This is a genomic window from Rhodococcus sp. MSC1_016 (assembly GCF_023667485.2).
Lineage (GTDB): Bacteria > Actinomycetota > Actinomycetes > Mycobacteriales > Mycobacteriaceae > Rhodococcus_F > Rhodococcus_F oxybenzonivorans.
In genome coordinates this window covers 6,150,805-6,176,663 of the sequence record NZ_JAMOZI020000001.1, presented here as the reverse complement: position 1 = coordinate 6,176,663, position 25,859 = coordinate 6,150,805, and the positions used below count along the sequence as shown (strand labels likewise).

Below are 25,859 nucleotides of genomic sequence, written 5' to 3'. Positions count from 1 at the left end.
GGTTAGCACCATGCAGTGGCTACTCGATCCGTTCATGGTGTCTTTCGTTCGCCGGGCGTTGTTCGCCGGAATGCTGGTCTCCGTTCTGTGCGGGTTGGTGGGCACCTGGGTGGTGGTACGCGGAATGGCGTTCATGAGTGAAGCCATCTCCCACGGGATGTTGCCCGGCGTGGCGGTCGCGTACCTCGCGAGCGCCAACCTCGTCCTCGGCGCAGCCGCGAGCGCGGTGGTGATGATTCTCGGCGTTTCGTGGGTGTCGAAGAATTCCCGGCTGTCCGAGGACACGGGCATCGGTCTGCTGTTCGTCGGAATGCTCGCACTCGGTGTGGTCATCGTCTCGCGGGCACGATCGTTCGCGGTCGATCTCACGGCGTTCCTGTTCGGGGATGTGCTGTCGGCAACGTGGAACGATCTGATCTGGCTGACCGCAGCCGTTGTCGTCGCAGCCCTGATCTCCGTGGTGGCCTATCGGCCGTTCGTTGCTCTGGTCTTCGACGAACGCAAAGCACACACACTGGGACTGCGCCCGCGGTTGGCGCACCTGGCGCTGCTCGCCCTGGTGGTCCTCGCCGTCGTAGCGTCGTTCCGCATCGTCGGAACATTGCTCGTCTTCGGACTCCTGGTTGCGCCGTCCGCCACCGCGGCACTCTTCGGCCGCTCGCTTGTCGCAACCATGAGCCTGGCCGTGTTGCTCGGATGGTCGGCCACAGCCCTCGGACTGATCGTGTCATGGAACGCCGACACCGCCGCGGGCTCCACCATTGCCGGACTGGCCGTGCTGCAATTCTTCGTCGCCGTACTCATTCGAACTGCAGTGATGCGCCTTCGTGCACCGAGTTCGCCCGCGCCTGTGCCGATTGGCTAGCCTATCGGCAATGATTATCATTAGTAATAGATGGAGTGCATAGTGCAGAACACGACACTGGTGCGCGCAGCGATCGCCACGTCGATCGCCGCGCTGATATCGACCGGGTGCGGCTCGGACGCGACGGGCGAGACCGCGCCCACCGGCCAGAGCAGGCCGGGCAGCGACCTCGCGGCCGAAGCAGGAGCCACCGAGGTAGAGGGACCCGAGCCACGACTGGTCGTCGCAGACGCGCTGTCCGGCCGTGTCGACGTCCTCGATCTCACGACCGCCGATAAGGTCCATTCCTTCCAATTCGACCATCCGACGGTCCTCACCACAGTCAAGGACCGCTACGCGTTCGCAGTCGATGCATCGGGCGGCACCGTGCATGTGGTCGACGCCGGATCATGGACCATCGACCACGGCGACCACAACCACTCCTACACCAAGGCGCCCATGGAGATCGGCAAGCTGACCGGCGAACAGCCGGGAGCCGTCGTGATCGGTGACGACAAGGTCGCCACATTTTTCGATGCCGACGGCCGCGCCGACGTGATCGACTTCGCGCAGCTGCGCAAGGACAGCGCCGAGGTCGGCGAGGTCGTGCCGTCCGCATCTGCGCACACCGGAATGGTGATACCCGTCGCCGATCGCTACCTCGTATCCCGATCGGGCACCGGCGCAGGGGCTTTCGCACCGGCTTCGTTCGAGCTCCGCAACGCGGACGGCCGGGTGGAGACGGCATTCGATGTCGCGTGCCCGGCGGCGAACGGACACGCCGTCTTCGACTCCTACGCGCTCGCGGCGTGCGACGACGGAGTCTTCCTCGCACGCGTCACCGGCGGACAGTGGACGGCGGAGAAGATTCCGTACCCGGAAGGCATCGGACCGAGCAACCGCCCCACCGCGTTCCGGGGGACCGACGAAACCCCCCTCCTGGCCGCGACAGCGGGATCAACTACCGCCAATGACGGTGTGCTGCTGCTTGATCCACTGACCTGCCACTGGAACCGCGTTCGGACGCCGGCCGCGGCGCTCGACGTGCACCTGTCCGGCGACGGCCGCTCGCTCTTCGCCGTCCTCGCCGACGGCACCTTCCGGGTGTTCGACGCAGCGTCCGGGGCGGAGACGGCATCCGCCCCGGCCTTGACCGGCGACAAGCTGCACGAGTCCGCAGCGATCACCGTCGGCGGCAATCGCGCCTACGTCACCGACCCGGAAGCGAAAGCCGTGATAGAGATCGACTATCGAGACAACGCACGAATAGCACGCAGGCTTGATGTCGGAATTTCCGCCTCCTCGGTCAGCGTCGTGGGTTCATGACCGCGAGCTTGCGGCGCCTGGTGCCGCTCGGCCTTCTGCTCGCGCTCGCCGCCTCGGCCGTCACCGCGTGTACCTCCTCCGCCTCCGATGGCCCGTTGGTGGTGGTGACGACAAACATTCTGGGTGACGTGGTGGAGAACGTCGTCGGGGATCAGGCCGACGTCATGGTGCTGATGCCGAGGAATGCCGACCCGCACTCGTTCGAGATCTCGGCGCCGGAAGCCGCACGGGTGGAGAGCGCCGATCTCGTCGTATCCAACGGACTCGGACTCGAAGAGGGACTGGGAAGCACCGTCGAAGCTGCCCGGGCCGAGTCGATCCCGATTCTCGAGGTCGGTGAGCGTGTGCGGCCCATCGCATACGGCACCGGGCAGTCCTCGGGCTTACTGGACCCACATATCTGGACCGATCCGGACCGCATGCGCGAAGCTGTCGCCCTTGTTCGCGACGCGGTCATCGAGCACGTGACCGGTGTGGACGCACAGGTGATTCGAGATCGATCCGATGACTACTCGGGTCAACTCGAGGAGCTGACCGAGCGGATGACGTCTCGGTTCGCAGGCATTCCGGAAGAGCGCCGCACACTGGTCACCAACCATCATGTATTCGGCTATCTCGCAGAGCGATTCGATTTCGAGGTGGTCGGCGCGGTCATTCCGAGTGGGACCACGCTGGCGTCACCCAGCGCTTCCGACCTGTCGCAACTCGCCGCCACCATCACTTCCGCGAAGGCACCGGCAATCTTCGTGGATTCGTCACAACCGAATCGGCTCGCCGAAGTGCTGGCTTCGGAGGCGAGGTTGCCCGTCGCCGTCGTTTCCCTGTTCACCGAGTCACTCGGGGACGCGGGGTCGGACGCCGGGACCTACATACAGATGATGGACTCCAATTCCCTCACGATCAGCCGGAGCCTGGCGTCGTGACACATCGCCACATGCACATTCATGGCTTTGACAATCATTTGCGATAAGGAGTACTTCTCATGGGTGACCCTTTTGCGTAAATCTCCCCTGCCCGCGGCCGTTGTTGCTCTAGGACTCTCGGCTGCGCTCTTGACTTCCTGCTCTTCCGACTCGGCAGACGCTGCCACCGACAACGCAACGCGCACCGATTCGGCGACGCCCCGCCTCGCGTTGAGCTACGACGGAGGTGTTCTCGTGCTCGACGCGAAGACACTCGATGTCGTCGGAACCGCCGAGATGGACGGGTTCAACCGCCTCAACCCGGCGGGTGACGGCCGGCATGTACTGATCAGCACGGGCAGCAGTTTCACCGCGTTCGACACCGGAACCTGGACAGACGGCGACAGCCATTTCGTCAGTGATCCGGCTGTCACGGACATCTCGTTCGACGCGACGACGCCTGGGCACGTGGTCCGGCACGACGGCAAAACGGTGCTGTTCGACGACGGCACCGGCCTGGTGCGCGTCTTCGACCCGGCAAAGCTCGCCGATGGTCTGCCCGAGACCACCGACTACACGACACCGGAAGCGCACCATGGTGTGGCGGTGGAACTGTCGGACGGCAGCATGCTCACCACGGTGGGCAACGAAGACGAGCGGACCGGCATCGTCGTACTCGACCGCGACCGCAAGGAGATCGCGCGCAACGAGGAGTGCCCCGGTGTACACGGCGAAGCCGTGGCGGCGGACGAAACCGTGGTTGTCGGTTGCCAGAACGGCCTGCTGATCTACCGTGACGGCGTCATCACCAAGGTGACCAGTCCCGATCCGTACGGACGCATCGGCAACCAGGCCGGGGACGAGAATTCCCCGATCATCCTGGGCGACTACAAGACCGACCCGGACGCCGAGCTCGAGCGTCCTCAGCGGATCAGCCTGACCGACACCACCACCGGACAGCTGACCCTCGTCGACCTCGGCACCAGCTACACGTTCCGTTCCCTCGGCCGCGGTGTGCACGGTGAAGCGCTCGTCCTGGGTACCGACGGTGCACTGCACGTGATCGATCCCGCGTCCAAGACGGTGACCCGTACGGTGCCGCTGATCGACCCCTGGACCGAGCCGGAGCAGTGGCAGTCGCCCCGGCCCGCCCTGTTCGTGCAGGATGGCACGGCCTACGTGACCGATCCGGCGAAGAACAGGATCCACGCGGTCGACCTCGAGTCCTGGACCGTGTCCGATTCGGCAGATCTTCCGCAGACGCCGAACGAGATCACCGGCGTCACCGGCTGACGCAGTGAAGGCGTATCGGATTCGGACCCGCAGGGGGTGGGTCCGAATCCGATACCGTCACGACGCGTCGGTTGTGCCCGCGAGCGGACCGAGTTCCTCGTCGAGGGCTTCCTGCACCACAGCCATCGCCGACAATCCGGCAGGGGCACCGCAGTAGGCGCTGGCGTGAATGACCGCCTCCACGATCTCCGTGCGGGTCAGACCGTTTCGAAGAGCTCCGCGCACATGCCCTTTCAGCTCACCGTGCGCCCGCAGTGCAATCAGCATCCCGAGGTTGAGCAGGCTACGGCTGCGCCGATCCAACCCGGGCCGGTTCCATACAGCACCCCAGACGTGTTCGCTGACGAATTCCTGCAGAGCTTCACTGTCGGTACCGGCAGTGCGGGTGAGTGCCCGCTCGACGAAATCGGCGCCCATCACCTCGCGGCGCACTGCCAGCCCCGCCTCGACTGCCGGACTTCGACCACCACCGGTCGGTTCTTCTTCGGTCATCGGTTCACTCCCGTTCCGGTGCCTCGATCGTCACCATCGTCACTCTACGAACTCCCACCTACCGTGCTTCCAACACCCGAGCTATGTCGGTGTGGCCGGATATAACGGAACCCGACAACACGAGGAAGTGTGGGAGCTGTGATGCCGACCGAGCACGAGGTGCGCACGATGATGCTGGCTCTGCCAGAGGCACACGAGGTGGTGGTTGCCAACTGGGGTGACCAGCCGACCTTCCGGGTGCGCAACAAGATGTTCGGTCTGGTCGGGTACGGCGCGCCCACGGTGTGTCTGAAAGCCACCCTCGAAACCCAGACCGCCCTCGTCCAGGAAGATCCCGAGGTGTTTCTCGTGGCGCCGTTCTTCGGGCGCTGGGGGTGGATCGACGTGGTTCTGGAGGCGGTGACGTCGACCGAACTGGCGGAGCTGGTCGAGGAGGCGTGGCGCCTCACCGCCCCCAAACGCGTCGTCGCCGCGTACGACAAGGAACGGGGTGCTACTCCCCTGTCGTGAATCGCCCGAGCTGATGCCGCAGGGCACTTTCGAGATCGGGGCGCCGGAACCGGTGCTCGCGCGTGAGAAGCCGTCCCGGAACAACTCGCTGATTCGCGAGGGCCAGTTCTCGGGCCCCTTGCTCACCCAGGAGTATTTTGGGTCCGAAGTCGGGCACCGGTAGGAACGCCGGCCGGTGCAGCACCGACGCAAGTACCGCCGTGTACTCCTCGTTGCGCACGGGGTTCGGCGCGACGGCATTCACCGGACCAGTCAAGCGCGTGTCGACGACGGCCCGATGGTAGATGTCCACAAGGTCGTCGAGGTCGATCCACGACAACCATTGCGTACCCGCACCGAGCCGGCCACCGAGGCCCACTTCGAAGAGTGGCCTCTGTAGCCGCAGGACACCACCTTTCGGCGATTGGACGATACCGGTCCGCACGGCCACCACCCGCGCGCCCGCATCGGAGGCGGAAGCGGTCGCACCTTCCCACTCTGCCACCGTGTCGGCGAGGAAGCCGTCACCACGCTCGTCGTCTTCGTGCAGGAGCTCGTCGCCGCGGTCCGGACCGTAGTAGCCGATCGCCGACGCAGTGACGAAGACATTGGGTCCGTCGGGAGTGGAAGCGATCAGCTCAGCCAGTCGCCGAGTGGGTTCGATGCGGCTGTCCCGAACGGCACGGCGGTGGCTGTCGGTGAAGCGGCCCGCAATGGACGCGCCGGCGAGGTGGATCACCGCGTCGACACCCGCAAGGAGATCGGTGGCTGGAGCGGCCGGGTTCCAACGCCGCTCGTCCGGGGTCTGCGGCGTGCGGCGCACCAAGCGGACGACCCGGTGCCCTCCCGTGGCGAGAAACGCGGTGAGAGCCGAACCCACCAAGCCCGAACTACCGGTCACCGCGATCGTGCGGGAACCCGGCGCCAGGGTCGATGCCCACTGGTGGCGGGCCATGTCGTCGGCGACCTGGCGATGCCGGTAGAGGAACGTCGAGGTCAGGAAGCGGCCCGGGACGGCGGTGTCGACGCGGTCGGTCATCCGGGTCTCGTCTTCGGATACGACCTCGAACGTATGCGTGTGCCGCCACGGCACCAGCAGCCGCATCGGGAGCGCCGCCGAATAGTCGACGAACTGCCGCGGCGGGTCGTACCCCGCTGGGTCGTGTCGGGCTGTCCACCGCAGGCCGCCCGGCAAGCGCAGCACCGCCCGCCCCGCCTTCAGGGAATCCGCTTCCTCGTCGAGCGACAGCGGCTGCCACGGCGGCGACAGCCGAGTGAAGGCCCCGGGTCTCGTATGCCACGCGAACAGCTCGTCCCGCGCGGATCGGATCACGCTCGAATGCACGATGCCCATCACTCGACCCTAGCGTTGATCGAGCGAGGCGGCACCCATGACGGGTAGCGTATGGGAATGACACAGTTACGCGTACTGGTCACGGGTGCTACGGGATACATCGGTGGGCGCCTCGCACCCCGACTGTTGGAAGCCGGATATCACGTGCGGGTGCTGGCACGGTCCCCCGAGAAGCTGACCGATGTCCCGTGGGCGTCGGACGTCGACATTGCTCGCGGCGACCTGAGCGATCCCGAATCCCTTTCTGCCGCTTTCGCGGACGTGGACGTCGTCTACTACCTCGTCCATTCCATGGGCGGCCCGGACGAGTTCGAGGAGGCCGAACGTGTCAGCGCGGAGAACGTCGCTCGAGCCGCCCACACCGCCGGGGTAGGACGCATCGTCTATCTGGGCGGGCTCCACCCCGAATCCGCGGACCTGTCTCCGCACCTCCGTTCTCGGACGGAAGTCGGGAAGATCCTCACCGAGTCCGGCGTCCCCACAATGGTTCTGCAGGCCGGGGTTGTCATCGGATCCGGTTCGGCCTCTTTCGAAATGATCCGTCACCTCACCAACAGACTCCCCGTGATGACGACGCCGCGGTGGGTGAACAACAAGATCCAGCCCATCGCCGTCCGCGACGTCCTGCACTACCTCGTCGCGGCAGCGGAGGCCCCGTTACCGCGAAGCCGCGCCTACGACATCGGCGGCCCCGACGTGATCCGGTACGGCGAGATGATGCAAATCTATGCGGAGATCGCCGGACTGCGGCAACGCAGAATTCTCGTCCTGCCCGTGCTCACACCGAAACTCGCCGGTTTGTGGATAGGACTGGTCACCCCCATACCGCGTTCGCTGGGCCGGGCACTGATCGAATCACTGCACAACGATGCCGTCGTCGGCGAGCACGACATCGACGACGTGGTTCCACCACCGGCAGCAGGGCTGACGTCGTACCGTGACGCCGTTCGATTGGCGTTGCGGCGCATCGACAACGGTGAGGTCGAGACCACCTGGGCAAGTGCGTCCCCCGTGGGTGCCCCGTCCGATCCGCTCCCCTCCGACCCCGACTGGGCCGGTGAGGTTGTCTACACCGACAAGCGCAGCAAGGAGTGCGCTGCGGATGCGCACACCCTGTGGAGCGTCGTCGAAAGTATCGGCGGGGAAAACGGATGGTACTCGTTTCCGCTGGCCTGGTCCGTGCGTGGCTGGCTCGATCGGATCGCCGGTGGTGTCGGGCTCACTCGCGGTCGTAGAAATCCGAAGCAGCTCAATACCGGTGATCCACTGGATTTCTGGCGTGTCGAGCATATCGAGCGCGGTTCGCTGCTGCGGCTGCGCGCGGAGATGCGGGCTCCCGGCGGAGCTTGGCTCGAATGGCGTGTCCGCCCCGTCGATCAGGACTCGTCGCGGTTGGAGCAGCGCGCCATCTTTTTCCCGAAAGGACTGGCGGGCCGGCTGTATTGGTACTCCATCCTTCCGTTCCACGGAATCATCTTCCGGGGAATGATGGAGAACATCACCGGCGCCGCCGCCCGCCTGGGTCACACGGTGCAGAGGGGTTGAATGTTGTCTCGACCTCCGGTGGTCGGCGACGTCAGCAGCAGGCAGGAATTGTAACCCCGCGATTCCACCACCTGGCGGATCTGCGTCCAGCCGGAATCGTCGACCGCAGGAGTCCGCGACAGGACGAAACCCGACGTGCGCGCCGGATCGCCGACCAGTGCCCACGAATAGTCGTCGGCGATGTAGGTCACCACATAGTTGGTGGGACCCTCGGGTCCGCTCTGAAACGGTACCGAGGGGAAACTCACGTGCAACTGTGCGTTGGTGACGGGATCGTTGACGCGCGCGTTCCCTTCGATGCCGCTCGTTCCTCCCGCCCACGTCGTGCAGGAGTTGGACACACTCACATTCGCGGAATCGCGCACTCCGTAGGTGGCTCTCGTGTCGCGCGCGCAATCGAGGTTGAACGGTTGCGGTACCGCGGCCAGTTGGTACCAGGTACCGGCATACCGCTCCACGTCGAGGCCGGCGACAGGGGCCAGCGCCCCAGGGAACTCCGCCTGCCCCATCGGTTCTGCCTGCGCCGGACCCGCTGCAAGCAACACAGCGGCGGCGGCGGTCGCAAGTCCGACGGCACATCCACGCATTGTCGAAACGCCCATGTCGAGCCCTCTTCCGGTGATCGAGTTCGCGGTGACACGCACACCCCGAAGAGAGGGCTGCGCGGCACCCTTGCGGAAGGAATTCGACGCCGCCTCGCCACCGGATGGGTTGGATACCGAAATAAAAAGCGGACCCATCCGCTTCGCGAACCGCTCCGAATGGCTGTCGATGGTGCGCAACCGCACCCACATCGGAGAGAGGCAATTTCCATGAACATCACCACACGGGTACTGGCAGTCGCAGCGAGCACGTCCTTGGTGTTGCTGGGTGCAGCATGCTCCTCGGACGACAGTGACTCGTCGAGCACTGCCGGCGCCGCAGACACCATGACTTCCGAGTCGAACTCCGGCTCCGGAGCCACTACTTCTTCCGCGATGGCCGACCCGGCCGCCAACCTGGTGGGCCCCGGTTGCGCCGAGTACGCCAAGACCGTGCCCGAGGGCGCAGGGTCGGTCAACGGAATGGCGCAGGATCCGGTGGCCACCGCCGCTTCGAACAATCCCATGCTCACCACGCTCACCGCGGCGGTCTCGGGACAACTCAATCCGCAGGTCAACCTGGTGGACACCCTCAACAGTGGACAGTTCACCGTCTTCGCGCCTGTGGATGCCGCATTCGCCAAAGTTGATCCCGCCACCATCGAAACGCTGAAGACCGATTCTGCTCTGCTCACCAAGGTGCTCACCTACCACGTGGTGCCCGGGCAGATCGCACCGAACGACATCGATGGCGAGCACGCCACCGTCGAGGGCGGTTCCGTCACCGTCACCGGTTCGGGTGACGACCTGAAGGTCAATGACGCCGGCGTGATCTGCGGTGGCGTGCAGACCGCCAACGCGACGGTGTACCTGATCGACTCCGTCCTGATGCCGCAGTAATTCCCGGCTCACCCATCACACACAGATCCCGGTGGTACCGAATCTCGGTGCCGCCGGGTTTTGCGCGTTGAAGGAAGGGGCAGAGGACAGGCCCCAACGATGTATTCCTCTGAGCCCGAGTCGATCCGGCAATCCACGGCCACTTCAGCTTCGAATCACTGATATGGAATTCGGTTTCGCCACAACGACGAGGCACGTGCGCAAGCGCTCATCCGCGTGCCCACCGTCGGCGGCAATCCGATGAACGATTCGGCCACCGACGTCCGGGCGTTCGACGCGGCAACCCGATTGCTGGAGAGGTCGATGTCCCCGACCTGGTCGCACCGGCCGCAGGCTGCGATTAGGCTGAAGTTCGATGAACGGACAAGGCCGATGACCGGCGTCGACAGGGCCACGGAGAACGTGACGCTGACGGCTTTGCTCGCGCAGATTGCCGCGGGCGAAACCGAAGCGTTCACCCTCTTCTACGAACGCACGAGCGCGCGCGTGTACGGCATGGTGTTGCGCGTTCTCCGCGACCCCGGCTACAGCGAGGAAACCACCCAAGAGGTGTACCTGCAGGTCTGGAAGTCCGCAGCAAGCTTCGACCCCCGCCAGGGCTCACCGCTGTCGTGGCTGATCACCTTGGCGCACCGGCGTGCGGTCGATCGGGTGCGGTCCGAGCAGTCGGGCACCGACCGGGAATCGACCTACGGCGCGGCGAGCTACTACGGCCCGTTCGACGCCGTGTCCGAAGAGGTTGCCCGCCGTGGCGACAAGAATGACGTCATCGACTGCCTGGGCACTCTCACCGAAATCCAGCAGGAGACCGTTGTCCTGGCCTATTACGGCGGACTCACCTACCGCGAGGTGGCAGAGCGGTTGTCCGTGGCCCTACCCACCGTGAAATCGCGGATCCGAGACGGATTGAGAAGGCTCGGGCAGTGTTTGGGGGTGCAGGTCGATGGATGAGTCCACCAACCCTCTGCTCGATCTCGCCCCGGTATACGCCCTCGACGCGGTCGACGACGTGCAACGGCGCCAGATCGACGCCGCGGTGCGGGACGCCACGCCCCAGGTTCGCGTCGAGTTCGCCGACGCGGTACGAGGTGTCCGGGAAACGATGGCCGCACAGTCCGCCTCTACCGCAGTGGAACCACCCGCCCATCTGATCGGCCGCATCCTCGGGTCGCTGCCCGCCGCGACCACCCTGGTGTCGCTCGACGGCGCGCGCAGTCGACGCCGCAACCGGCTGATCGCCGCGCTGACAGCGGCGGCCGCGGTGGTCGTTCTCGCGGTCGGCGGCGTGACCGTGGTGCAGCAGTTCCGCGATGATTCCACCGAGCCCGTTCCCGCCCAGATTCTGGCGGCCGACGACGTCCGCACGGCGGTAGCGCCCATTGCCGGTGGTGGTTCGGCCACGGTCGTCTTCTCCAAGGACGTCGACGCGGGCGTCCTGGTGATGAATGATGTCGCTCCGCCTGCTCCGGGCTCGGTGTACCAGATGTGGCTCCTCGGTCCCTCCCACGAACCGGTGTCGGCGGGGATCATGGACGCTGACGCCGTGTCTCCGTCCACGACGGCCGTCGTCACGGGCATCGACGAGTCGACGGCCCTCGCGTTCAGTGTGGAGCCGCCCGGTGGTTCGCCTCGGCCGACCACAATCTTCGCGACGATCAACCTCGCCTGAGGTGACAGAAAGGCGCCCGATGATGCTGACCCGCGGATGGCGCGACATGCGGTCGATGAAACGGCTGTTCGCCGAGACCGAAGCCGAAGCCGACCGGCTCGGTGACCGGGAGCCCGGTGCGGAACATCTCTTATTGGCGTCGTTTTCGTTGCCGGACGGCACTGCTCGTCGAGTGTTCGAGCGTCTGGGGTCCGACCGGGACGCTCTGCGCGAGGCCATTACCCGGGTGCACCGTGACGCACTCGCTGCAGCAGGCATCGGTGACACCACCTCCGTCGACACGGCACTGCGCCGGCCCCGTTCCGGCCCCCTGCATCTGTCGGCACCGGCGCGCGAGGCCTTCCGCGAGGCGACAGCGGTGGCGAAGGCGGCACGTCGACCGTTCACCGGGGCGGACATCGTCCGCGCGGTAGCGGGAGTCGAACACGGCACGGCGGCCCGCGCCCTGGAAATTCTGGGTCTCGAGCGGTCCGACGTCATCGATGCCGCCCGGGCAGAGGCTCGGGCCTGACCAGCACCGCGCGATACCCTCGTAAGGTGGTTCTCTCCAGCTCGACCTCGGTGTCACCTGCGGATCTCCTCGGCTCGATGCGCGACGTCATCGACGGCTCGCTCCCCGACATCGCCGTCCGGTTCTCGAAATTTCTCGCCGACATCTGGCCGCACACCGCACTCGTGATCTTCACCCGTGAATGCACGGGACGTCCCCGGAAGGTCAGCGGAGATCCGTCGATCGTCGAGCGGGTCACCATCACCGAACTCGATGCACTGCGCACCCAGCTGGCCGTGGACGAGGTCTTCGACGATCACGCCGTGATCGCCGGCTCGAAGCGAAAGGTCTGGGCACTGCTGGACGCCACCGGCACCTTGCTGCTCGTCGTACCGAAAACCCGTCAGCGCATCCGCGACGTCGACCTCGTCGGGGCCGCATTCGGTGTCGTGGCCGTGTCCATTCGACTGCAGGTAGCGCAGGCCAGTCCGGCCTATCTGGCGGAGTCGCGGGCGGCGTCGAGCGAGAGGGCCAGGACCATCGTCGAATTGACGGATCTGCATGCCGCCACCCTCGAGTCGATCCTCGCCACCCTCCGGTCCAAGGATCTCGACGATCATCGGTCGCGCATCACGGCGAGTGAGACCGCGTCCACGGCCCTCGTGGCGCTGCGCTCGGCCGGTGAGTCCGACCGTCTCCTCACGGAGGAAGCCGTCACCACCGCATTCGCCCGACTACAGGGTGAACTCCGGCCCCTTCTGCAGCACCGGCCACTCGCCGTCGATTACGTCGATCCGCCCGCGGACGGACGGGCCCTTCCCGGTGAAGTCGCGCATGCCGCACGCGCAGTGGTGCGCAGCGCTGTTCTCGCCTTCGCCGCACAGGCGACGCTCGAACGGATTCGCATCGCCTGGGACTGCGACGGATCCAATCTTCTGGTCGAAGTCCGCGACGACGGCGCCGGCGGCCTGGACACCGACGCACTCGTTCGGCAACTGTCGGGCCGCGTCCACACCCTCGGTGGGCGGATCGCCGTCGAGTCCGTCGACGGGTGGGGCTCCCGCGTGGCCGTCGCCATTCCGCTCGATCCTCCGGCGGTGAGGCCCGACGAACAACAGCTCGGCGACCTCAACCCCCGCGAACTCGAGGTGCTGGGCCATCTCGCCACGGGCAAGCGGAACAAGGCGATCGCCGACAGCCTCGGCATCAGCGAGAGCACCGTCAAGTTCCACGTTGCCGGGGTGTTGAAGAAGCTCGGGGTGGGGTCGCGCGGAGAAGCAGGGGCGATTGCGCTCGAGGCAGGGATCCGCGCCGACAGCCTCAGGTGATGCGGTCGGGGTGGGTGTAAATGTTCATGGTGGTGCCGCGGAGGAATCCGATGAGGGTCAGTCCGGTGTCGTGGGCGAGGTCGATCGCCAGCGAGGAGGGGGCGGACACAGCGGCGAGGACGGGGATCCCGGCCATCACCGCTTTCTGGGCGAGTTCGAACGACGCCCGACCCGACACCAGCAGGATGCTGCCCCGCAGTGGGATGCGACCCTGTTCGGTGGCCCAGCCGATCAGCTTGTCGACCGCGTTGTGCCGGCCGACGTCCTCCTTGACCGTGAGCAGGTCCCCGGTGGCGGTGAACAACCCGGCCGCGTGCAACCCACCGGTGCTGTCGAACACCTTCTGCGCCGCCCGCAGCCGGTCCGGCAGCTCCGCGATCGTCGCGGACGGCACCCGCACCGGGTCGGTGGCCGGGGAATGCTTCGTGCGTTGCCGGATCGCGTCGAGGGACGCCTTCCCACACACTCCGCAGGAGGAGGTGGTGTAGAAGTTGCGTTCGATGCCGGTGTCGGGCAGGAAGATCCCCGGGGCGAGGTCGACGTCGAGAACGTTGTAGGTATTCACCCCGTGCTCGTCGACACTGTTGCAGTACCGGATCGACGCAATATCCGCCCGGTCGGCGATGATCCCCTCGGTCAGCAGGAACCCCTGCGCCAGTTCCACATCCGAACCCGGGGTCCGCATCGTCACCGCCAGCGGGGTCCCGTTCACCCGGATCTCGAGCGGCTCCTCGACCACCACCGTGTCCGGGCGGGTCGACTGCCGGGTGTCGGTGATCCGGGTGACCGGGGTCCGGAGCGTCACCCGCCCCATCAGGGCCGCCGCTCGAGCCGGATCAGCACGGCCTTCGACACCGGAGTATTCGACACCGCCGCCACGTGATCGAGCGGAATCAGCGGATTCGTCTCCGGATAGTAGGCGGCCACATTCCCGACGGGCGTCGGATACGGCACCAGCCGGAAATCGGCGGCCCGCCGTTCCTGCACGGTGCCGTCCGGGGTGGTCCACTCCGACACCAGGTCCACCCGATCCCCGTCGGTGAAGCCCAGTTCGGCAAGGTCGTCGGTGTTGATGAACAGCACCCGCCGGCCGCCCTTGACGCCGCGGTAGCGGTCGTCGAGACCGTAGATGGTGGTGTTGTACTGATCGTGCGACCGCATCGTCTGCAGGATCAGCTTCCCCGCCGGCACCGGCAACCAGGACAGTACGTTGACGGTGAAGTTCGCCTTCCCCGTGCTGGTGTCGAATCGGCGCTCATCCCGGGGTGGATGCGGCAGGGCGAACCCGTCGGGCGCACGCACCTTGCGGTTGAAGTCCGCGAACCCGGGAACCACCCGGGCAATGGAATCGCGGATCCGGTCGTAGTCGGCGGCGAACTCCTGCCAGGGCACCGGATGCTCGGGCCCGAACAAGGCCTGGGCGATCCCGCACACGATCGCGACCTCACTGCGCAACTGGTCACTCGCCGGGGGCAGGCTGCCGCGGGACAGATGCACCACCGACATCGAGTCCTCCACCGACACCTGCTGCTTGCGCCCGGACTGCACATCCTTGTCGGTGCGGCCCAGCGAGGGCAGGATCAACCCGGTTCGCCCGGTCACCAGGTGGGAGCGGTTCAGTTTCGTCGACACCTGCACCGTCAACGCACAGTTACGCAGGGCGGCCTCGGTGGTGTCGGTGTCCGGGGTGGCGGAGACGAAGTTGCCGCCCATCCCGACGAACACCGACGCCTTCCCGTCCCGCATCGCCCGAATCGAGTCGACCGCATCCCACCCATGTGTGCGCGGTGACCGGATCCCGAACTCGGTGTCCAACGCGGTCAGGAAGGGCTCGGGCATCTTCTCCCAGATCCCCATCGTCCGATCGCCCTGGACGTTGGAGTGCCCGCGGACCGGGCACACCCCGGCCCCGGGTTTGCCGATCATCCCCTGCAGCAGCAGCAGATTTACCGCGTCCTGAATGGTCGCGACCCCGTGCGTGTGCTGGGTCAACCCCATCGCCCAGCAGATGATCGTCTTCTTCGAGGCGATCAGTGCCTGCGCCGTCTGCTGGATCTGTTCGAGGGTCAGCCCAGTAGCTTGGACCACGGTGTCCAGATCGACCCGCCGGATGGCGGCGGCGTAGTCGTCGAATCCTGCGGTGTGGCGGTCGATGAAGTCGCGGTCGATCACCGTGCCCGGGTTGCGGTCCTCTTCCTCGAGCAGGAGCCGGCCCAATCCTTGGAACAGGGCCTGGTCGCCGCCGATCCGGATCTGTAGGAACTCATCCGCGATCTGCACCCCGTTCCCGACCACCCCGTGCACCTTCTGGGGGTCCTTGAACCGCAGCAGTCCCGCCTCCGGCAACGGGTTGATCGCGATCACTTTCGCCCCATTGCCTTTGGCTTTTTCCAAAGTGGAGAGCATGCGGGGGTGGTTGGTGCCCGGGTTCTGCCCGGCGATCAGGATCAGGTCGGCGTTCTCGATATCGGGGACGGTCACCGAGCCCTTCCCGATCCCGATCGTCTCCACCAGAGCCGACCCGGACGATTCGTGGCACATGTTCGAGCAGTCCGGCAGGTTGTTCGTCCCGAACGCCCGAATCATCAACTGGTACACGAACGCCGCCTCATTACTGGTGCGCCCGGACGTGTAGAACACCGCCTCGTCCGGCGATCCCAGCGCGCGTAGCTCCCCGGCGATCATCGCGAACGCGGCGTCCCAGCCGATCGGCTCGTAATGCGTTCCCCCGGGCAGCAACACCATCGGATGCGTCAGCCGGCCCTGCTGCCCCAACCAGAACTCGGTCTTGCCGAGCAGCTCCGCCACCGAATGCTCGGCGAAGAAGGGCGGCCCTATCTTCCGGGTGGTCGCCTCCTCCGCCACCGCCTTCGCCCCGTTCTCACAGAACTCGGCGTGTTTGCGGTGCCCCGGTGTTTCCGGCCACGCACACCCCGGGCAGTCGAACCCGTCCCGCTGATTCAGCTTGAACAACGTGCGGGCCGTGCGCACCGGACCCATCTGCTCCAACCCGCGGCGCAACGACACCAACACCGCAGGAACACCCGCCGCATAGGACTTCTCGTGCGTGACGACGACATCATCCTCGTCGAAGGTGTACCTGTCGGTGGTGTCGGTCATGAACTCAGTTCCCTCGTGCAATCCACTCGGCGAGGTGCGGGGCCTCGGTGCCGATCGTCGTTCCGTCTCCGTGCCCGGTGTGCACCGTCGTCTCCTCGGGGAGGGCGAACAGCCGATCGCGGATCGATCCGATGATCGTCGGGAAATCGGAGTACGACCGTCCCGTCGCCCCGGGACCACCCGAGAACAGGGTGTCGCCGGAGAACAGAGCACCCACCTCGGGCAGGTACAGGCACGACGAACCCGGCGAGTGACCCGGAGTATGGATCACCTGAATGTCGGTGCCGGCGATGGCAATACGTTGTTCATCCTCGAGCCGCCAGTACTTCGCGTCGGGGTGTGTCATCTTCCAGAGGATGTCGTCACCCGGGTGCAACAGCACCGGAGCGTGCAAGCGCTCCGCGAGCTCCGGTGCGACGGTGACGTGGTCGTTGTGACCGTGCGTGCAGATCACGGCGTTCACGTGCCGGCCGTCGACCGCGTCGATGATGGGCTGCGCCTGATGGGCAGCGTCGACGATCACCACGTCGGTGTCGTCACCGATCAGCCAGATGTTGTTGTCGACGTTCCACTCTCCGCCGTCGAGAGCGAAAGTGCCCTCGGTGACGACCCGCTCGATCCGCAGCTTCCCACTCACAGGACCACCACCGAACGGAGCACCTCACCGGCATGCATGGTGTGGAAGGCCTGTTCGACCTCGTCGATCTTGATGCGCTCGCTGACGAACTTCTCGAGGGGAAGCCGGCCCTGCTGGTACAGATCGACGAGCATCGGGAAGTCACGCTCGGGCAGGCAGTCGCCGTACCACGACGACTTCAACGAACCACCGCGCGAGAAGAAGTCGATCAGCGGCATCTCGAGCTTCATATCCGGGGTCGGCACACCGACCAGGACGACGGTGCCTGCGAGGTCGCGGGCGTAGAAGGCCTGCTTCCAGGTCTCGGGTCGGCCGACCGCGTCGATCACCACGTCGGCACCGAAACCGCCGGTGAGCTCCTGCACCGCCTCCACCGCATCCACGTTCGAACCGTTGATCGTGTGGGTGGCACCGAGCTCCTTCGCCCACTCGAGCTTCTTGTCGTCCCGATCGATCGCGATGATCTTCGACGCGCCGGCAAGCCGGGCCCCCATGATCGCCGCATCACCGACGCCGCCGCAGCCGATGACGGCCACCGAATCGCCGCGGCTGACGTTGCCGGTGTTCACCGCGGCACCCAGACCGGCCATCACACCGCAGCCGAGCAGGCCGACGACAGCAGGGTCAGCCGACGGGTCCACCTTGGTGCACTGACCGGCGTGCACCAGAGTCTTGTCGGCGAACGCCCCGATACCCAGCGCAGGCGTGAGTTCGGTGCCGTCCTCGAGAGTCATTTTCTGCGTCGCGTTGAACGTGTCGAAGCAGTACTGCGGACGGCCACGCTTACACGCGCGACACTGACCGCACACAGCACGCCAGTTCAGGACCACGAAGTCGCCGACCTCGACCGAATCGACACCCTCGCCGACGCTTTCCACGATGCCTGCGGCCTCGTGACCCAACAGGAACGGGAACTCGTCGTTGATCCCACCCTCACGGTAGGTGAGGTCGGTGTGGCAGACCCCGCACGCCGCGATGTCGACGACTACTTCTCCGGGTCCGGGGTCGGGAATGGTGATGGTCGCGATCTCAACGGGGGCACCCTTCGAGCGGGCGATGACACCTCGTACCTGCTGCGGCATGGGACTCGTTCCTTCGGTCGATCAGTGTGGCGGATCGATGCATCGCTATATATGCACCTCTCCCCGGAACACTACGGACCGCAGCACCGAGGGGGGACTGATCAAAGGGACAGGCCGACCTGGTCGGATTGCCAGCCCGGCCAGGTCGCAGCCTGTCGGCCGCTCGTGTTGGAATCCGCGCTCAGCCCACCGCCGCGAAAGCGGCAGACACGTATTGGGCACTCCGGTCTGAGCCGAGGAGCCCCGGACCCATCTTGTTCATCACGTAGGTCACCGTCATTCGCCGCTCGGTGTCGATGACGACCTGGGATCCACCCCAGCCACCCCAGAAGCAGATGCGCCCCTCGGGCACGAAGGGAACTGACACCGGCGTCGGCAGTCCGTAGCCGATTCCGAACCGGATGGGCTGTCCGAGAGCAAGATCCACGCCGTTCGACTGCTCTTCGAAGATAAGCGCGATGGTGTCGGGCGAGAGCAGACGGACACCGTCGATCTCGCCACCGCACGCCACCACCGATTGGATGCGGGCAAGGGATCGCGCATTACCGTGCCCGCCCGCCGCACCGTTCTCGGCCTGTCGCCACTCCGGGGTCCATGCCGCGGAGGCATCGGGGCCCGGCCCGGTGAACGTCTTGACGATGACACTCTCGGGGTCGAGTGAAGCCAAATCAATCGGCAGCGGCGGCGGTGGAACGACATTCGACACGCGTCCGAACTCCGAGGGATTCAACCCGATGTGGAAGTCGGCACCGAGCGGTCCGGCGATCTCCTCGGCGACGAACCGCCCGAGGGTGCGTCCGTCGACCCGGCGGATCACCTCACCGATCAGATGACCGTAGTTGAGGGCGTGATACCCGGACATGGTGCCCGGCTTCCACCACGGAGCCTGGGCTGCAAGCTGTTTGGTCGACTCCGCGAAGTCGAACATATCCTCGACCGTGAACGGCTTGTCCCAGCCGGAGACGCCGGAGGTGTGCGAGAGCAGGTGCCGGACCTCGACGTCGCCCTTGCCGTTCGCAGCGAACTCCGGCCAGTACCGGGCGACAGGCGCGTACACGTCGAGCAGCCCTCGATCGACGAGCACGAGCGCGGCCAGCGCGGTCACAGTCTTGGTGCACGACCACACGTTGGTGATCGTGTCCCGACCCCACTCTGTGCTGTGCGTGGCGTCGGACCATCCGCCCCAGATGTCGACCACCGGGGCACCGTCGAGGGTGACGACGATGGATGCGCCGAGATCCTCCCCGGAGTCGAGGTTGTCTTTCAACGCTTCCTGCAACGCGGAGAAGCGGCTGTCGCACACACCACCGATTTTGGTCACGCGGGTTCCTTTCACGGACGGCTACACCCTGATCTTGACTTCGGATTCAAGTCGAACGTCAGTGTGGTCCCGGTCCGCTGTGATGTCAATCACTCGATTGCCGTTGACCAGCTCGCGAGCACCGTGTGCGCCGCCGTCACAACCAGCCGCGGCGTTTGAACACCACATAGAGCAGGGCGGCGGCGCCCACGATCACGACCGCGCTCGACACGACTCCGCCGTTGTGACCGAACCCAGGGTAGGGAACGTTCTGCCCATACCAGCCGGTGACCGCAGTCGGTACCGCGATGATCGCCGCCCACCCGGTGAGCTTCTTCATCACCGTGTTCAGTCGAGCGTCCTGCAGGGACAGATTGGTTTCGAACACGGTAGTCACCATGTCCCGCAAAGATTCCGTCCATTCGGTGGCACGGATGACGTGGTCGTAGAGGTCGGCATACCAGCCGTCCAAGGCAACGCTGTTGCCGTGCTCCTCACGGTGCCGCATCACCGCGGTGACCACTTCGCGCATCGGCAGCACCACGCGCCGTAGTTCCACCAGTTCCTTCCGCGCCCGGTACGTGTGCCGCTGGATGACGCGAGTCTGTGCCCGGTCGTCGAACAGTCCCTCTTCGAGGTCCTCGATGGTGTCGTCGAGCGACTGGATGGCGTCGAACTGTCCATCGACGATGACGTCGAGCAGACCGTGGAGCAGGGCGGCCGTTCCGTGCTGCAGCAGGTCGGAATTGTCGTCCCAGCGCCGCAGCACCTCCTCCATGTCGAATCCCGCCGAGCCGGCGTCCGCACGCCGCACCGTGACGATCCCACGGGGAAGGACGAACACCGACACCCTGCTGGTATGCAGACGCGACCCCAGACTGTCCGGCGGCGCGTCCACCGTCAGCCGGGTGGCGTACACAGTGAGGAAGGTGTGGTGCGCGTACCTCGTCGCCTTCGTCCGCTCGGCATGCGCGAGAACGTCTTCGACTGCGTGCTGATCGAGCGTGAGCTCCTCGGCGAGCTCGCACAGTTGCGCGTGGTCGGGGTCGCAGAGGTCCAGCCAGACGAGGGCACCGTCCTCCTCGAGGTAATCCGAGACCTCAGCGAGAGGAAAATCCGTGGCGGCGAGCCGGCCCTGCCGCCACAGACGCGTCCTGACAGGTTCCTGCGTACCGGTGGTCACACCTTGCAGTGTGCCCGCGCTCAGCCGACCTCGGCGTCGCGACGCGGAAGTTTCCACCCCGGCCGCACGAAGTGGCAGGTGTATCCGTCCGGCAGCCGCTGCAGGTAGTCCTGATGTTCGGGCTCCGCCTCCCAGAAGTCGCTTGCCGCGGTCACCTCGGTGACCACCTTGCCGGGCCAGAGTCCGGAGGCATCCACGTCGGCGATCGTGTCCTCGGCGACGCGTCGCTGCTCGTCGCTCGTATAGAAGATGGCCGAGCGGTAGCTGGCTCCGATGTCGTTACCCTGCCGGTTCTTCGTCGACGGGTCGTGGATCTGAAAGAAGAACTCGAGAAGGTCGCGGTATGACGTCTTCGACGGATCGAACACGATCTCGATCGCTTCCGCGTGCGAGCCGTGGTTTCGGTACGTCGCGCTCGGTACGTCCCCACCGGTGTATCCCACGCGTGTGGAGATCACGCCCGGCTGCTTACGCACGAGTTCCTGCACACCCCAGAAGCAGCCTCCGGCCAGGACGGCGGTCTCGGTGACGTTCGACATTGTCCGTTCCCTTCATCGGGGCGCGAGTACACCCCGGGTCGTTTCTCCCCCTCCACAACACCGGCCGTCCGCATCTATTCCGCAACGAGGTGCAGCCTGCTACCGCCCGGCGCCCTCCACAGCGCTTTCCAGCTCGTCCAGGAAAGCCACCTGCGCGGCGATCAGTCTGGTCCGCGCCACTGCGACGGAACACCACTCGACCCGGTCGATCTCGGGGAACGATTTCTGCCGGCCCGACCTCGGAGGCCACTCCATCTCGAATTCGTTGCTCACGGCGTCGGTGACGTCGAGGTCGCCTCGCACAGCGAACGCGCTGACCACCTTTCCCGCCCGTTGCCGGACCGGAGCAAGAGGAACTACCGCACCCTGCGGCGGATCGAGACCGACCTCCTCCCGAAATTCCCGCTGCGCCGCAGCCCACGGGTCTTCGTCGACGGCATACTCCCCCTTCACGATCGACCACGCTCCTGCGTCCCGACGCGCCCACAACGGACCACCCGGATGGCAGATCAACACCTCGAGCACACCGTCCCGGATGCGGTACGGAAGCAACCCCGCACTCTGCTTCGCCACCACACCAGCATGTCACGGACGTGTGACGGCGCTGCGAACGTTCGGCCACACCCACGAGCTTCTTCTTCCGTTCCGCCGTAGCCGGCAGCCGGGGTGGGGTACGTATTGGGAGAACAGGGGGCCTGGCGATCGAGGAGGAGTTACAGATGAGCGATCAGGAAACCGGTGCGGTGACGGGAACGAAAGACAAGGACTACAACTTGATCTGGTTCGTCGAAGCGTCGCTGAGTAACGCTCTGCGCCTGGACGGCTACATCCGGGACGCCGAACGCGCCGGAGATACCGAGCTCATCGACTTCTTTCAGCGAGCGAAGGCCGTGAGCCTCAAAGGTGGCGAACTCGGAAAAGGACTCCTCGCTGCCCGGCTCGCTCCCAAGGACAGCTGACTCCGGCCTCGGAGACGGACATCGTCGCCGATTCGGGATGAGAAGTCGGTTCGAGGAAGGTGCGACCCAGGACGGACAGGACTCCCGCACCCAGTGACCGGGGTCACCGCGTGCGAGCGCCCGTCGGCGCTGTGAGAGTCTGTCACTCGTCGTACCGGATAACCGACCGAGCTTCCGTCTCCGCGGGGTTCTGTCCTGGAAAGGTCGCACAATGAGTGTGAACGCCGAAATTACCGAGGGGCCGCTGTCGGGACCGATCCTTCCGGAACCGATCGGGCGAAGCCGGCCGATCTTGCCGGGTGACGACCCCTTCTACGTCCCACCCGCCGGTTTCGCCGCCGCGGCGCCGGGTGCCGTGCTCCGCAGTCGCGAAGTCGAACTGGCCCTCCTCGGCGTCATCCCACAGAAAGTGTCGGCCTGGCAGCTGCTGTACCGCAGCTGCGACCTGCACCAGGCTCCCGAGGTGGCGGTCACCACCGTGCTGCTGCCGTTCGGCGCCGACCCGGACGAGGAGCGGCCGCTACTGGCGTATCAGTGTGCGATCGACGCCATCGCCGACAAGTGCTTCCCGTCGTATGCACTGCAGCGGGGTGCGTTCTCGCCCGGCAGCCTCCCGCCCCTCGAGATGCTGATCATCGCCAATGCGCTCGAGCGGGGCTGGGCCGTGACGCTGGCCGACCACGAGGGCATGGGCGGTTACTTCGGCGCACCCCGCGAACCCGGCTACCGGGTCCTCGACGGGATCCGTGCGGCGCTCAGCTTTCCGCCCCTCGGACTCGACGCCGCGACCAGAGTCGGCGTGTGGGGATATTCCGGTGGCGGCATGGCCTCGTCCTGGGTAGCCGAAATGGCCCCGGAATACGCACCCGAAATCGACATCGTCGGTGCAGCGCTCGGCGCCCCGGTCGGTGACCCGGGCGAAACCTACATCCGGCTCAACGGCACCCTCCACGCCGGCCTCCCCGCGCTCGTCGTCGCCGGACTGCGCCACCTCTATCCCGGCCTCGGACGAGTGATCCGCGACCATGCCGACGACGAAGGAATTCGGCGACTCGACAAGATCGAGACGATGTCGACGGTGGAAGCTGTCGCACGTTTCGCCCGTGACGACTTCGACGACTACACCGACATCCCCCTCGCCGACATCCTGGCCACACCCGAGGTGCTGGAGGTGTTCGACGACATCCGGCTCGGCGGACGCATTCCCGAGTGCCCGTTACTGGTGGTGCACCCGGTCCACGACCAAATCATCCACATCGAGGACGTCGACGGGCAGGTCGAGCGGTATGTCGAGGGCGGCACCCACGTCACCTACGTGCGGGACCGATTGAGTGAGCACCTGTCACTGATGGTGATCTCCGCGCCCGCCATGCTCGAGTGGCTGGCGGACCGATTCGCCGGCACGCCACTCCCACCGTCCGGGACCACAACCGTGTGGTCGATCGCGTCCTCTGCGTTGTCCCCACTCCAGGGGTTACTCACCGTCGGACGCACCGCGCTGCGGGTGCTGTTCGCACGACCGCTGGGCCCGAACTGACCACAGACACCGGCAGCAATCCCCGGTGCCCCGACGTCGGAGCGCACGGCCGCCTAGGGTGGACGAAGGGAGACGGTTGCACGTCCGTCTCGTGACGGCGTCGACGGACAGAGGAGGCTGTGATGAACGGTTCGGGGAGCGGTGACATCGTCCGCACCATGGCTGACCTCGCACGCAGTTTCTCCACCCCGCGGTCGATCGAAGACAGTCTGTCCACCGTGACTGCCGCTGCTGTCGACTTGATGCCGACGGAAGCGTGCGCGGGCATCTTGATGGTCTCCGGGGGCGGGAAAAAGTTCGAGTCGGTTGCCCCGACCTCGGACCTCCTGCCCAAGCTGGACCACGTGCAAGAGGAACTCGGTGAGGGCCCCTGCGTCGCGGCGGCTGTGGCGAACCTGGTGGTCCGCTGTGACGACTTCCGCTCGGACGATCGGTGGCCGAGATTCGCCGCTGCCGCCGTCGACGTGGGCATCTACAGTTCCATCTCCTTCCAGCTCTACACCTCCGAGGGCAAGATGGGTGCGCTCAACCTGTTCGCCTTCGAACCCCACGCCTTCGGTCTCCAGGAAGAGTCGATGGCCGAGGTTCTCGCGGCCCACGCCGCGTTGGCCCTGATGGCCGCGCGTACCAAGGAACAACTGCAGTCCGCGCTGGTCTCCCGGGACGTCATCGGCCAGGCCAAGGGCATGATCATGGAACGGTTCGACGTCGACGCCATCCGCGCCTTCGAGATGCTCACGCACCTCTCACAGGAGACGAACACCCGCCTCCACGCCGTCGCGGAGCAAATCGTCGAACGCGGAAAATAGGGCACTCCCCCGGGAATATCCGGGTTACCGCCCTCGTTGAGACTGTCGACGGTGTCCGACCCAATGCCCCGGGTACCACATTAAATATGTCGCTGCGAGCGACCACTTGCCGAGAGGCGCACTGGCGGGCACCGTCACCTTCCGCCGGATCAGACCTACAGTGCGTAGCGTGCCCGACGGGAATGCGAAGCCGCTGACACCCACAGGTGCCGGCGGCTTCTCACGTTCCGAAGCCCTTCAGTCTGATCGAAAAAGAGACAGTGGCCTGGGTGCGGCGGCGATGGCACTATCGGTTCTATGCGCAGACACCGGTGGCCGGCGCAGCCGCCACCCGCCACCGGCGGGACCCAGGTGCATGGTCCGACAGTCCTCGCCGCCCATCAAGGCCTGACGCTGCAATTGAACGACATCACCGCCTATCCGAGTGGGATGCAATTGCGCCTCGTCCTGACGGCCACGGGGAGATGCGCCGAACTCGCCCATCACGAGACGCGCTCGCTGACCGACCCCGAGGACTACTCCGGACACTGGTCTTATCTGTCCGTGTTCGTCACTGTCGGCGACATCGAAGGGGAAGCAGATCCGTACCACCCGGTGACCAGATCGATCCGCGCGCGTCCTCCGACCGAATATCGGACGCTGCCGCACTACTGGGTGGGGACCTGCCAGGATTCGGGTGCCCTCACCCTGACCGCCGGGTGGGAAGAGATCGGCCTTCCGCCCACCACCACGACCATCGAGCTGGGACCCAACCCATACCTACCCTCGACCAGCCGCTCCGAGTGAGGGCCGTCATTCGACGCATCGAGAACCAAAAGAAACTGGATCAGTTCGGGAAACGGCACACGGTCGAACAAACTGCAGGTCACGTGCCTCGACCGAGGCGACACTTGCTTCCGGGAACGTGGATATCACCGTAAAAGCAAGCCCGACGGGTGCACGCCGGCCGCATCGATACCGTATTGTTAGGAACTTCAAGCCGAGACACCAGCTGTGTAGCAGAGCGCAGACTTGTGTGGCCGGTCGTGAGGCAGTCGCTTCACGATCTTTCACAGAGACGAGACGCCCGTGCCCCTCGCCCATGCTTTCACCAATCGCTACGCAGATGAGCTCATGATGCTCGCTGCGGCCACCCATCGTCCCGCCAGCATCGTCAATATCGGTTGCGGCTACGCCATTCGCATCGATTTCGAATACCAGCACTATCTCCTCGCCGTCAACGCCGAGGGCGTCCTCGCTGATCACCCCGATGCGGCCGCCCTCTGGCGGGTTGCTCTCTTCAAGGAGAGCGACTCGGCCGAGGCCCCCGACCAACTCATCGTCACCGCCGAGTCCAGTTGGCTCGTGGACGCCTTCGACCTGGCCTTCGCCGAGGTGACAGCCACCGGTCAATGGCCATCGGCCGACCTGGCGTTCGGCTCCTTCAACCCTGCGGTGACCTGACCGCGCGGATGTCGGCGCGGCGAACCACACGAGCCTG

The 25,859-nt window shown here is 65.8% G+C and carries 27 protein-coding genes; 16 read left to right on the top strand and 11 right to left on the bottom strand.

Annotated elements, in window-relative coordinates; translation table 11 throughout:
* Positions 1–10 precede the first annotated feature (10 nt).
* From aztB to aztD, 4 genes are all read left to right on the top strand, one after another.
* Positions 11–865, top strand: a complete 855-nt coding sequence (aztB, locus tag L1080_RS28975; RefSeq protein WP_250767608.1) for a zinc ABC transporter permease AztB — start codon at positions 11–13, stop codon at positions 863–865.
* 42 nt (positions 866–907) lie between these two features.
* Complete coding sequence (locus L1080_RS28970) at positions 908–2,170, top strand: ABC transporter (protein WP_250767604.1); 1,263 nt, start codon at positions 908–910, stop codon at positions 2,168–2,170.
* Positions 2,167–3,093, top strand: coding sequence for a zinc ABC transporter substrate-binding protein AztC (aztC, locus tag L1080_RS28965; protein ID WP_250767600.1), 927 nt, complete (start codon positions 2,167–2,169; stop codon positions 3,091–3,093). Before L1080_RS28970 ends, aztC begins: the two co-directional genes overlap by 4 nt.
* A 63-nt stretch (positions 3,094–3,156) precedes the next feature.
* Entirely contained in the window at positions 3,157–4,365 is a 1,209-nt protein-coding gene (gene aztD, locus L1080_RS28960; protein ID WP_250767583.1) for a zinc metallochaperone AztD, read from the top strand.
* A 57-nt stretch (positions 4,366–4,422) separates the two neighbouring features.
* On the opposite strand, the gene L1080_RS28955 is transcribed toward aztD, so the two are convergent.
* Positions 4,423–4,857 carry a carboxymuconolactone decarboxylase family protein gene (locus L1080_RS28955; protein WP_250767580.1) on the bottom strand — a complete coding sequence of 145 codons (435 nt, stop codon included), beginning with the start codon at positions 4,855–4,857 and terminating at the stop codon, positions 4,423–4,425.
* A 141-nt stretch (positions 4,858–4,998) separates the two neighbouring features.
* On the opposite strand from L1080_RS28955, the gene L1080_RS28950 reads away from it, so the two are divergent.
* Positions 4,999–5,367 (top strand): MmcQ/YjbR family DNA-binding protein, encoded by a 369-nt coding sequence (locus L1080_RS28950; protein ID WP_109334021.1) that lies wholly within the window; start codon positions 4,999–5,001, stop codon positions 5,365–5,367.
* Here L1080_RS28950 and L1080_RS28945 read toward each other — a convergent pair.
* Entirely contained in the window at positions 5,351–6,700 is a 1,350-nt protein-coding gene (locus tag L1080_RS28945; protein WP_250767578.1) for a TIGR01777 family oxidoreductase, read from the bottom strand. The two genes, L1080_RS28950 and L1080_RS28945, sit on opposite strands and share 17 nt — an antisense overlap.
* 57 nt (positions 6,701–6,757) lie before the next feature.
* Between L1080_RS28945 and L1080_RS28940 the strand changes: the two genes are divergently transcribed.
* Entirely contained in the window at positions 6,758–8,245 is a 1,488-nt protein-coding gene (locus tag L1080_RS28940) for an SDR family oxidoreductase (protein ID WP_250767576.1), read from the top strand.
* Here the strand turns inward: L1080_RS28940 and L1080_RS28935 are convergent.
* Entirely contained in the window at positions 8,224–8,847 is a 624-nt protein-coding gene (locus L1080_RS28935; RefSeq protein ID WP_159927318.1) for a lipocalin family protein, read from the bottom strand. The genes L1080_RS28940 and L1080_RS28935 overlap by 22 nt on opposite strands.
* 210 nt (positions 8,848–9,057) lie before the next feature.
* Between L1080_RS28935 and L1080_RS28930 the strand changes: the two genes are divergently transcribed.
* From L1080_RS28930 to L1080_RS28910, 5 genes are all read left to right on the top strand, one after another.
* Positions 9,058–9,726, top strand: a complete 669-nt coding sequence (locus L1080_RS28930; RefSeq protein WP_159923268.1) for a fasciclin domain-containing protein — start codon at positions 9,058–9,060, stop codon at positions 9,724–9,726.
* 372 nt (positions 9,727–10,098) lie between these two features.
* On the top strand, positions 10,099–10,677 hold the full coding sequence (locus L1080_RS28925; RefSeq protein ID WP_159923266.1) for a sigma-70 family RNA polymerase sigma factor: 579 nt from the start codon (positions 10,099–10,101) through the stop codon (positions 10,675–10,677).
* Positions 10,670–11,395 carry an anti-sigma factor gene (locus L1080_RS28920; protein WP_250767574.1) on the top strand — a complete coding sequence of 242 codons (726 nt, stop codon included), beginning with the start codon at positions 10,670–10,672 and terminating at the stop codon, positions 11,393–11,395. Before L1080_RS28925 ends, L1080_RS28920 begins: the two co-directional genes overlap by 8 nt.
* Before the next feature lies 1 nt (position 11,396).
* Entirely contained in the window at positions 11,397–11,906 is a 510-nt protein-coding gene (locus L1080_RS28915; protein WP_250767572.1) for a Clp protease N-terminal domain-containing protein, read from the top strand.
* Between the two features lie 77 nt (positions 11,907–11,983).
* Complete coding sequence (locus L1080_RS28910; protein ID WP_250767878.1) at positions 11,984–13,213, top strand: helix-turn-helix transcriptional regulator; 1,230 nt, start codon at positions 11,984–11,986, stop codon at positions 13,211–13,213.
* On the opposite strand, the gene fdhD is transcribed toward L1080_RS28910, so the two are convergent.
* The 8 genes from fdhD to L1080_RS28870 all read right to left on the bottom strand — a co-directional run bounded on the left by fdhD (position 13,206) and on the right by L1080_RS28870 (position 21,647).
* The gene (fdhD, locus tag L1080_RS28905; protein WP_159923260.1) at positions 13,206–14,027 is read right to left on the bottom strand and encodes a formate dehydrogenase accessory sulfurtransferase FdhD; all 822 of its coding nucleotides are present in this window, start codon (positions 14,025–14,027) and stop codon (positions 13,206–13,208) included. The two genes, L1080_RS28910 and fdhD, sit on opposite strands and share 8 nt — an antisense overlap.
* Complete coding sequence (locus L1080_RS28900; RefSeq protein ID WP_250767561.1) at positions 14,027–16,333, bottom strand: FdhF/YdeP family oxidoreductase; 2,307 nt, start codon at positions 16,331–16,333, stop codon at positions 14,027–14,029. The genes fdhD and L1080_RS28900 overlap by 1 nt, the downstream gene beginning before the upstream one ends.
* A gap of 4 nt (positions 16,334–16,337) precedes the next feature.
* Positions 16,338–16,970: an MBL fold metallo-hydrolase gene (locus L1080_RS28895; protein ID WP_213576083.1), complete on the bottom strand. Its 633-nt coding sequence runs from the start codon at positions 16,968–16,970 to the stop codon at positions 16,338–16,340.
* Positions 16,967–18,052 carry an S-(hydroxymethyl)mycothiol dehydrogenase gene (locus tag L1080_RS28890; RefSeq protein WP_159923254.1) on the bottom strand — a complete coding sequence of 362 codons (1,086 nt, stop codon included), beginning with the start codon at positions 18,050–18,052 and terminating at the stop codon, positions 16,967–16,969. The genes L1080_RS28895 and L1080_RS28890 overlap by 4 nt, the downstream gene beginning before the upstream one ends.
* 181 nt (positions 18,053–18,233) lie before the next feature.
* Positions 18,234–19,373, bottom strand: coding sequence for a serine hydrolase domain-containing protein (locus L1080_RS28885; RefSeq protein ID WP_250767558.1), 1,140 nt, complete (start codon positions 19,371–19,373; stop codon positions 18,234–18,236).
* Positions 19,374–19,509: 136 nt separating this feature from the next.
* A complete protein-coding gene (locus tag L1080_RS28880) occupies positions 19,510–20,535 on the bottom strand; it encodes a magnesium transporter CorA family protein (RefSeq protein WP_250767555.1) in 1,026 nt (341 codons plus the stop codon).
* A gap of 20 nt (positions 20,536–20,555) precedes the next feature.
* Positions 20,556–21,074 carry a peptide-methionine (S)-S-oxide reductase MsrA gene (gene msrA / locus L1080_RS28875; protein ID WP_250767552.1) on the bottom strand — a complete coding sequence of 173 codons (519 nt, stop codon included), beginning with the start codon at positions 21,072–21,074 and terminating at the stop codon, positions 20,556–20,558.
* Positions 21,075–21,173: 99 nt separating this feature from the next.
* On the bottom strand, positions 21,174–21,647 hold the full coding sequence (locus L1080_RS28870; RefSeq protein ID WP_159923248.1) for an NUDIX domain-containing protein: 474 nt from the start codon (positions 21,645–21,647) through the stop codon (positions 21,174–21,176).
* 146 nt (positions 21,648–21,793) lie between these two features.
* Here L1080_RS28870 and L1080_RS28865 point away from each other — a divergent pair, with 146 nt between their 5' ends.
* From L1080_RS28865 to L1080_RS28845, 5 genes are all read left to right on the top strand, one after another.
* Complete coding sequence (locus L1080_RS28865) at positions 21,794–22,033, top strand: hypothetical protein (RefSeq protein WP_109335416.1); 240 nt, start codon at positions 21,794–21,796, stop codon at positions 22,031–22,033.
* A 211-nt stretch (positions 22,034–22,244) separates the two neighbouring features.
* Positions 22,245–23,570: a lipase family protein gene (locus L1080_RS28860; RefSeq protein ID WP_250767547.1), complete on the top strand. Its 1,326-nt coding sequence runs from the start codon at positions 22,245–22,247 to the stop codon at positions 23,568–23,570.
* Between the two features lie 122 nt (positions 23,571–23,692).
* The gene (locus L1080_RS28855; RefSeq protein WP_159923244.1) at positions 23,693–24,379 is read left to right on the top strand and encodes a GAF and ANTAR domain-containing protein; all 687 of its coding nucleotides are present in this window, start codon (positions 23,693–23,695) and stop codon (positions 24,377–24,379) included.
* A gap of 297 nt (positions 24,380–24,676) precedes the next feature.
* On the top strand, positions 24,677–25,165 hold the full coding sequence (locus L1080_RS28850) for a hypothetical protein (protein WP_250767543.1): 489 nt from the start codon (positions 24,677–24,679) through the stop codon (positions 25,163–25,165).
* 282 nt (positions 25,166–25,447) lie between these two features.
* Positions 25,448–25,822, top strand: coding sequence for a hypothetical protein (locus L1080_RS28845; protein ID WP_236603189.1), 375 nt, complete (start codon positions 25,448–25,450; stop codon positions 25,820–25,822).
* Positions 25,823–25,859 lie beyond the last annotated feature (37 nt).

What these genes read in the sequence shown, in the direction of transcription:
- aztB (WP_250767608.1), top strand. Translation starts at nt 11, where the DNA reads ATGCAGTGGCTACTCGATCCGTTCATGGTGTCTTTCGTTCGCCGGGCG.
- aztC (WP_250767600.1), top strand. Translation starts at nt 2,167, where the DNA reads ATGACCGCGAGCTTGCGGCGCCTGGTGCCGCTCGGCCTTCTGCTCGCG.
- L1080_RS28955 (WP_250767580.1), bottom strand. Translation starts at nt 4,857, where the DNA reads ATGACCGAAGAAGAACCGACCGGTGGTGGTCGAAGTCCGGCAGTCGAG.
- L1080_RS28950 (WP_109334021.1), top strand. Translation starts at nt 4,999, where the DNA reads ATGCCGACCGAGCACGAGGTGCGCACGATGATGCTGGCTCTGCCAGAG.
- L1080_RS28945 (WP_250767578.1), bottom strand. Translation starts at nt 6,700, where the DNA reads ATGGGCATCGTGCATTCGAGCGTGATCCGATCCGCGCGGGACGAGCTG.
- L1080_RS28940 (WP_250767576.1), top strand. Translation starts at nt 6,758, where the DNA reads ATGACACAGTTACGCGTACTGGTCACGGGTGCTACGGGATACATCGGT.
- L1080_RS28935 (WP_159927318.1), bottom strand. Translation starts at nt 8,847, where the DNA reads ATGGGCGTTTCGACAATGCGTGGATGTGCCGTCGGACTTGCGACCGCC.
- L1080_RS28930 (WP_159923268.1), top strand. Translation starts at nt 9,058, where the DNA reads ATGAACATCACCACACGGGTACTGGCAGTCGCAGCGAGCACGTCCTTG.
- L1080_RS28925 (WP_159923266.1), top strand. Translation starts at nt 10,099, where the DNA reads ATGACCGGCGTCGACAGGGCCACGGAGAACGTGACGCTGACGGCTTTG.
- L1080_RS28920 (WP_250767574.1), top strand. Translation starts at nt 10,670, where the DNA reads ATGGATGAGTCCACCAACCCTCTGCTCGATCTCGCCCCGGTATACGCC.
- L1080_RS28910 (WP_250767878.1), top strand. Translation starts at nt 11,984, where the DNA reads ATGCGCGACGTCATCGACGGCTCGCTCCCCGACATCGCCGTCCGGTTC.
- fdhD (WP_159923260.1), bottom strand. Translation starts at nt 14,027, where the DNA reads ATGGGGCGGGTGACGCTCCGGACCCCGGTCACCCGGATCACCGACACC.
- L1080_RS28900 (WP_250767561.1), bottom strand. Translation starts at nt 16,333, where the DNA reads ATGACCGACACCACCGACAGGTACACCTTCGACGAGGATGATGTCGTC.
- L1080_RS28890 (WP_159923254.1), bottom strand. Translation starts at nt 18,052, where the DNA reads ATGCCGCAGCAGGTACGAGGTGTCATCGCCCGCTCGAAGGGTGCCCCC.
- msrA (WP_250767552.1), bottom strand. Translation starts at nt 21,074, where the DNA reads ATGTCGAACGTCACCGAGACCGCCGTCCTGGCCGGAGGCTGCTTCTGG.
- L1080_RS28865 (WP_109335416.1), top strand. Translation starts at nt 21,794, where the DNA reads ATGAGCGATCAGGAAACCGGTGCGGTGACGGGAACGAAAGACAAGGAC.
- L1080_RS28860 (WP_250767547.1), top strand. Translation starts at nt 22,245, where the DNA reads ATGAGTGTGAACGCCGAAATTACCGAGGGGCCGCTGTCGGGACCGATC.
- L1080_RS28855 (WP_159923244.1), top strand. Translation starts at nt 23,693, where the DNA reads ATGAACGGTTCGGGGAGCGGTGACATCGTCCGCACCATGGCTGACCTC.
- L1080_RS28850 (WP_250767543.1), top strand. Translation starts at nt 24,677, where the DNA reads ATGCGCAGACACCGGTGGCCGGCGCAGCCGCCACCCGCCACCGGCGGG.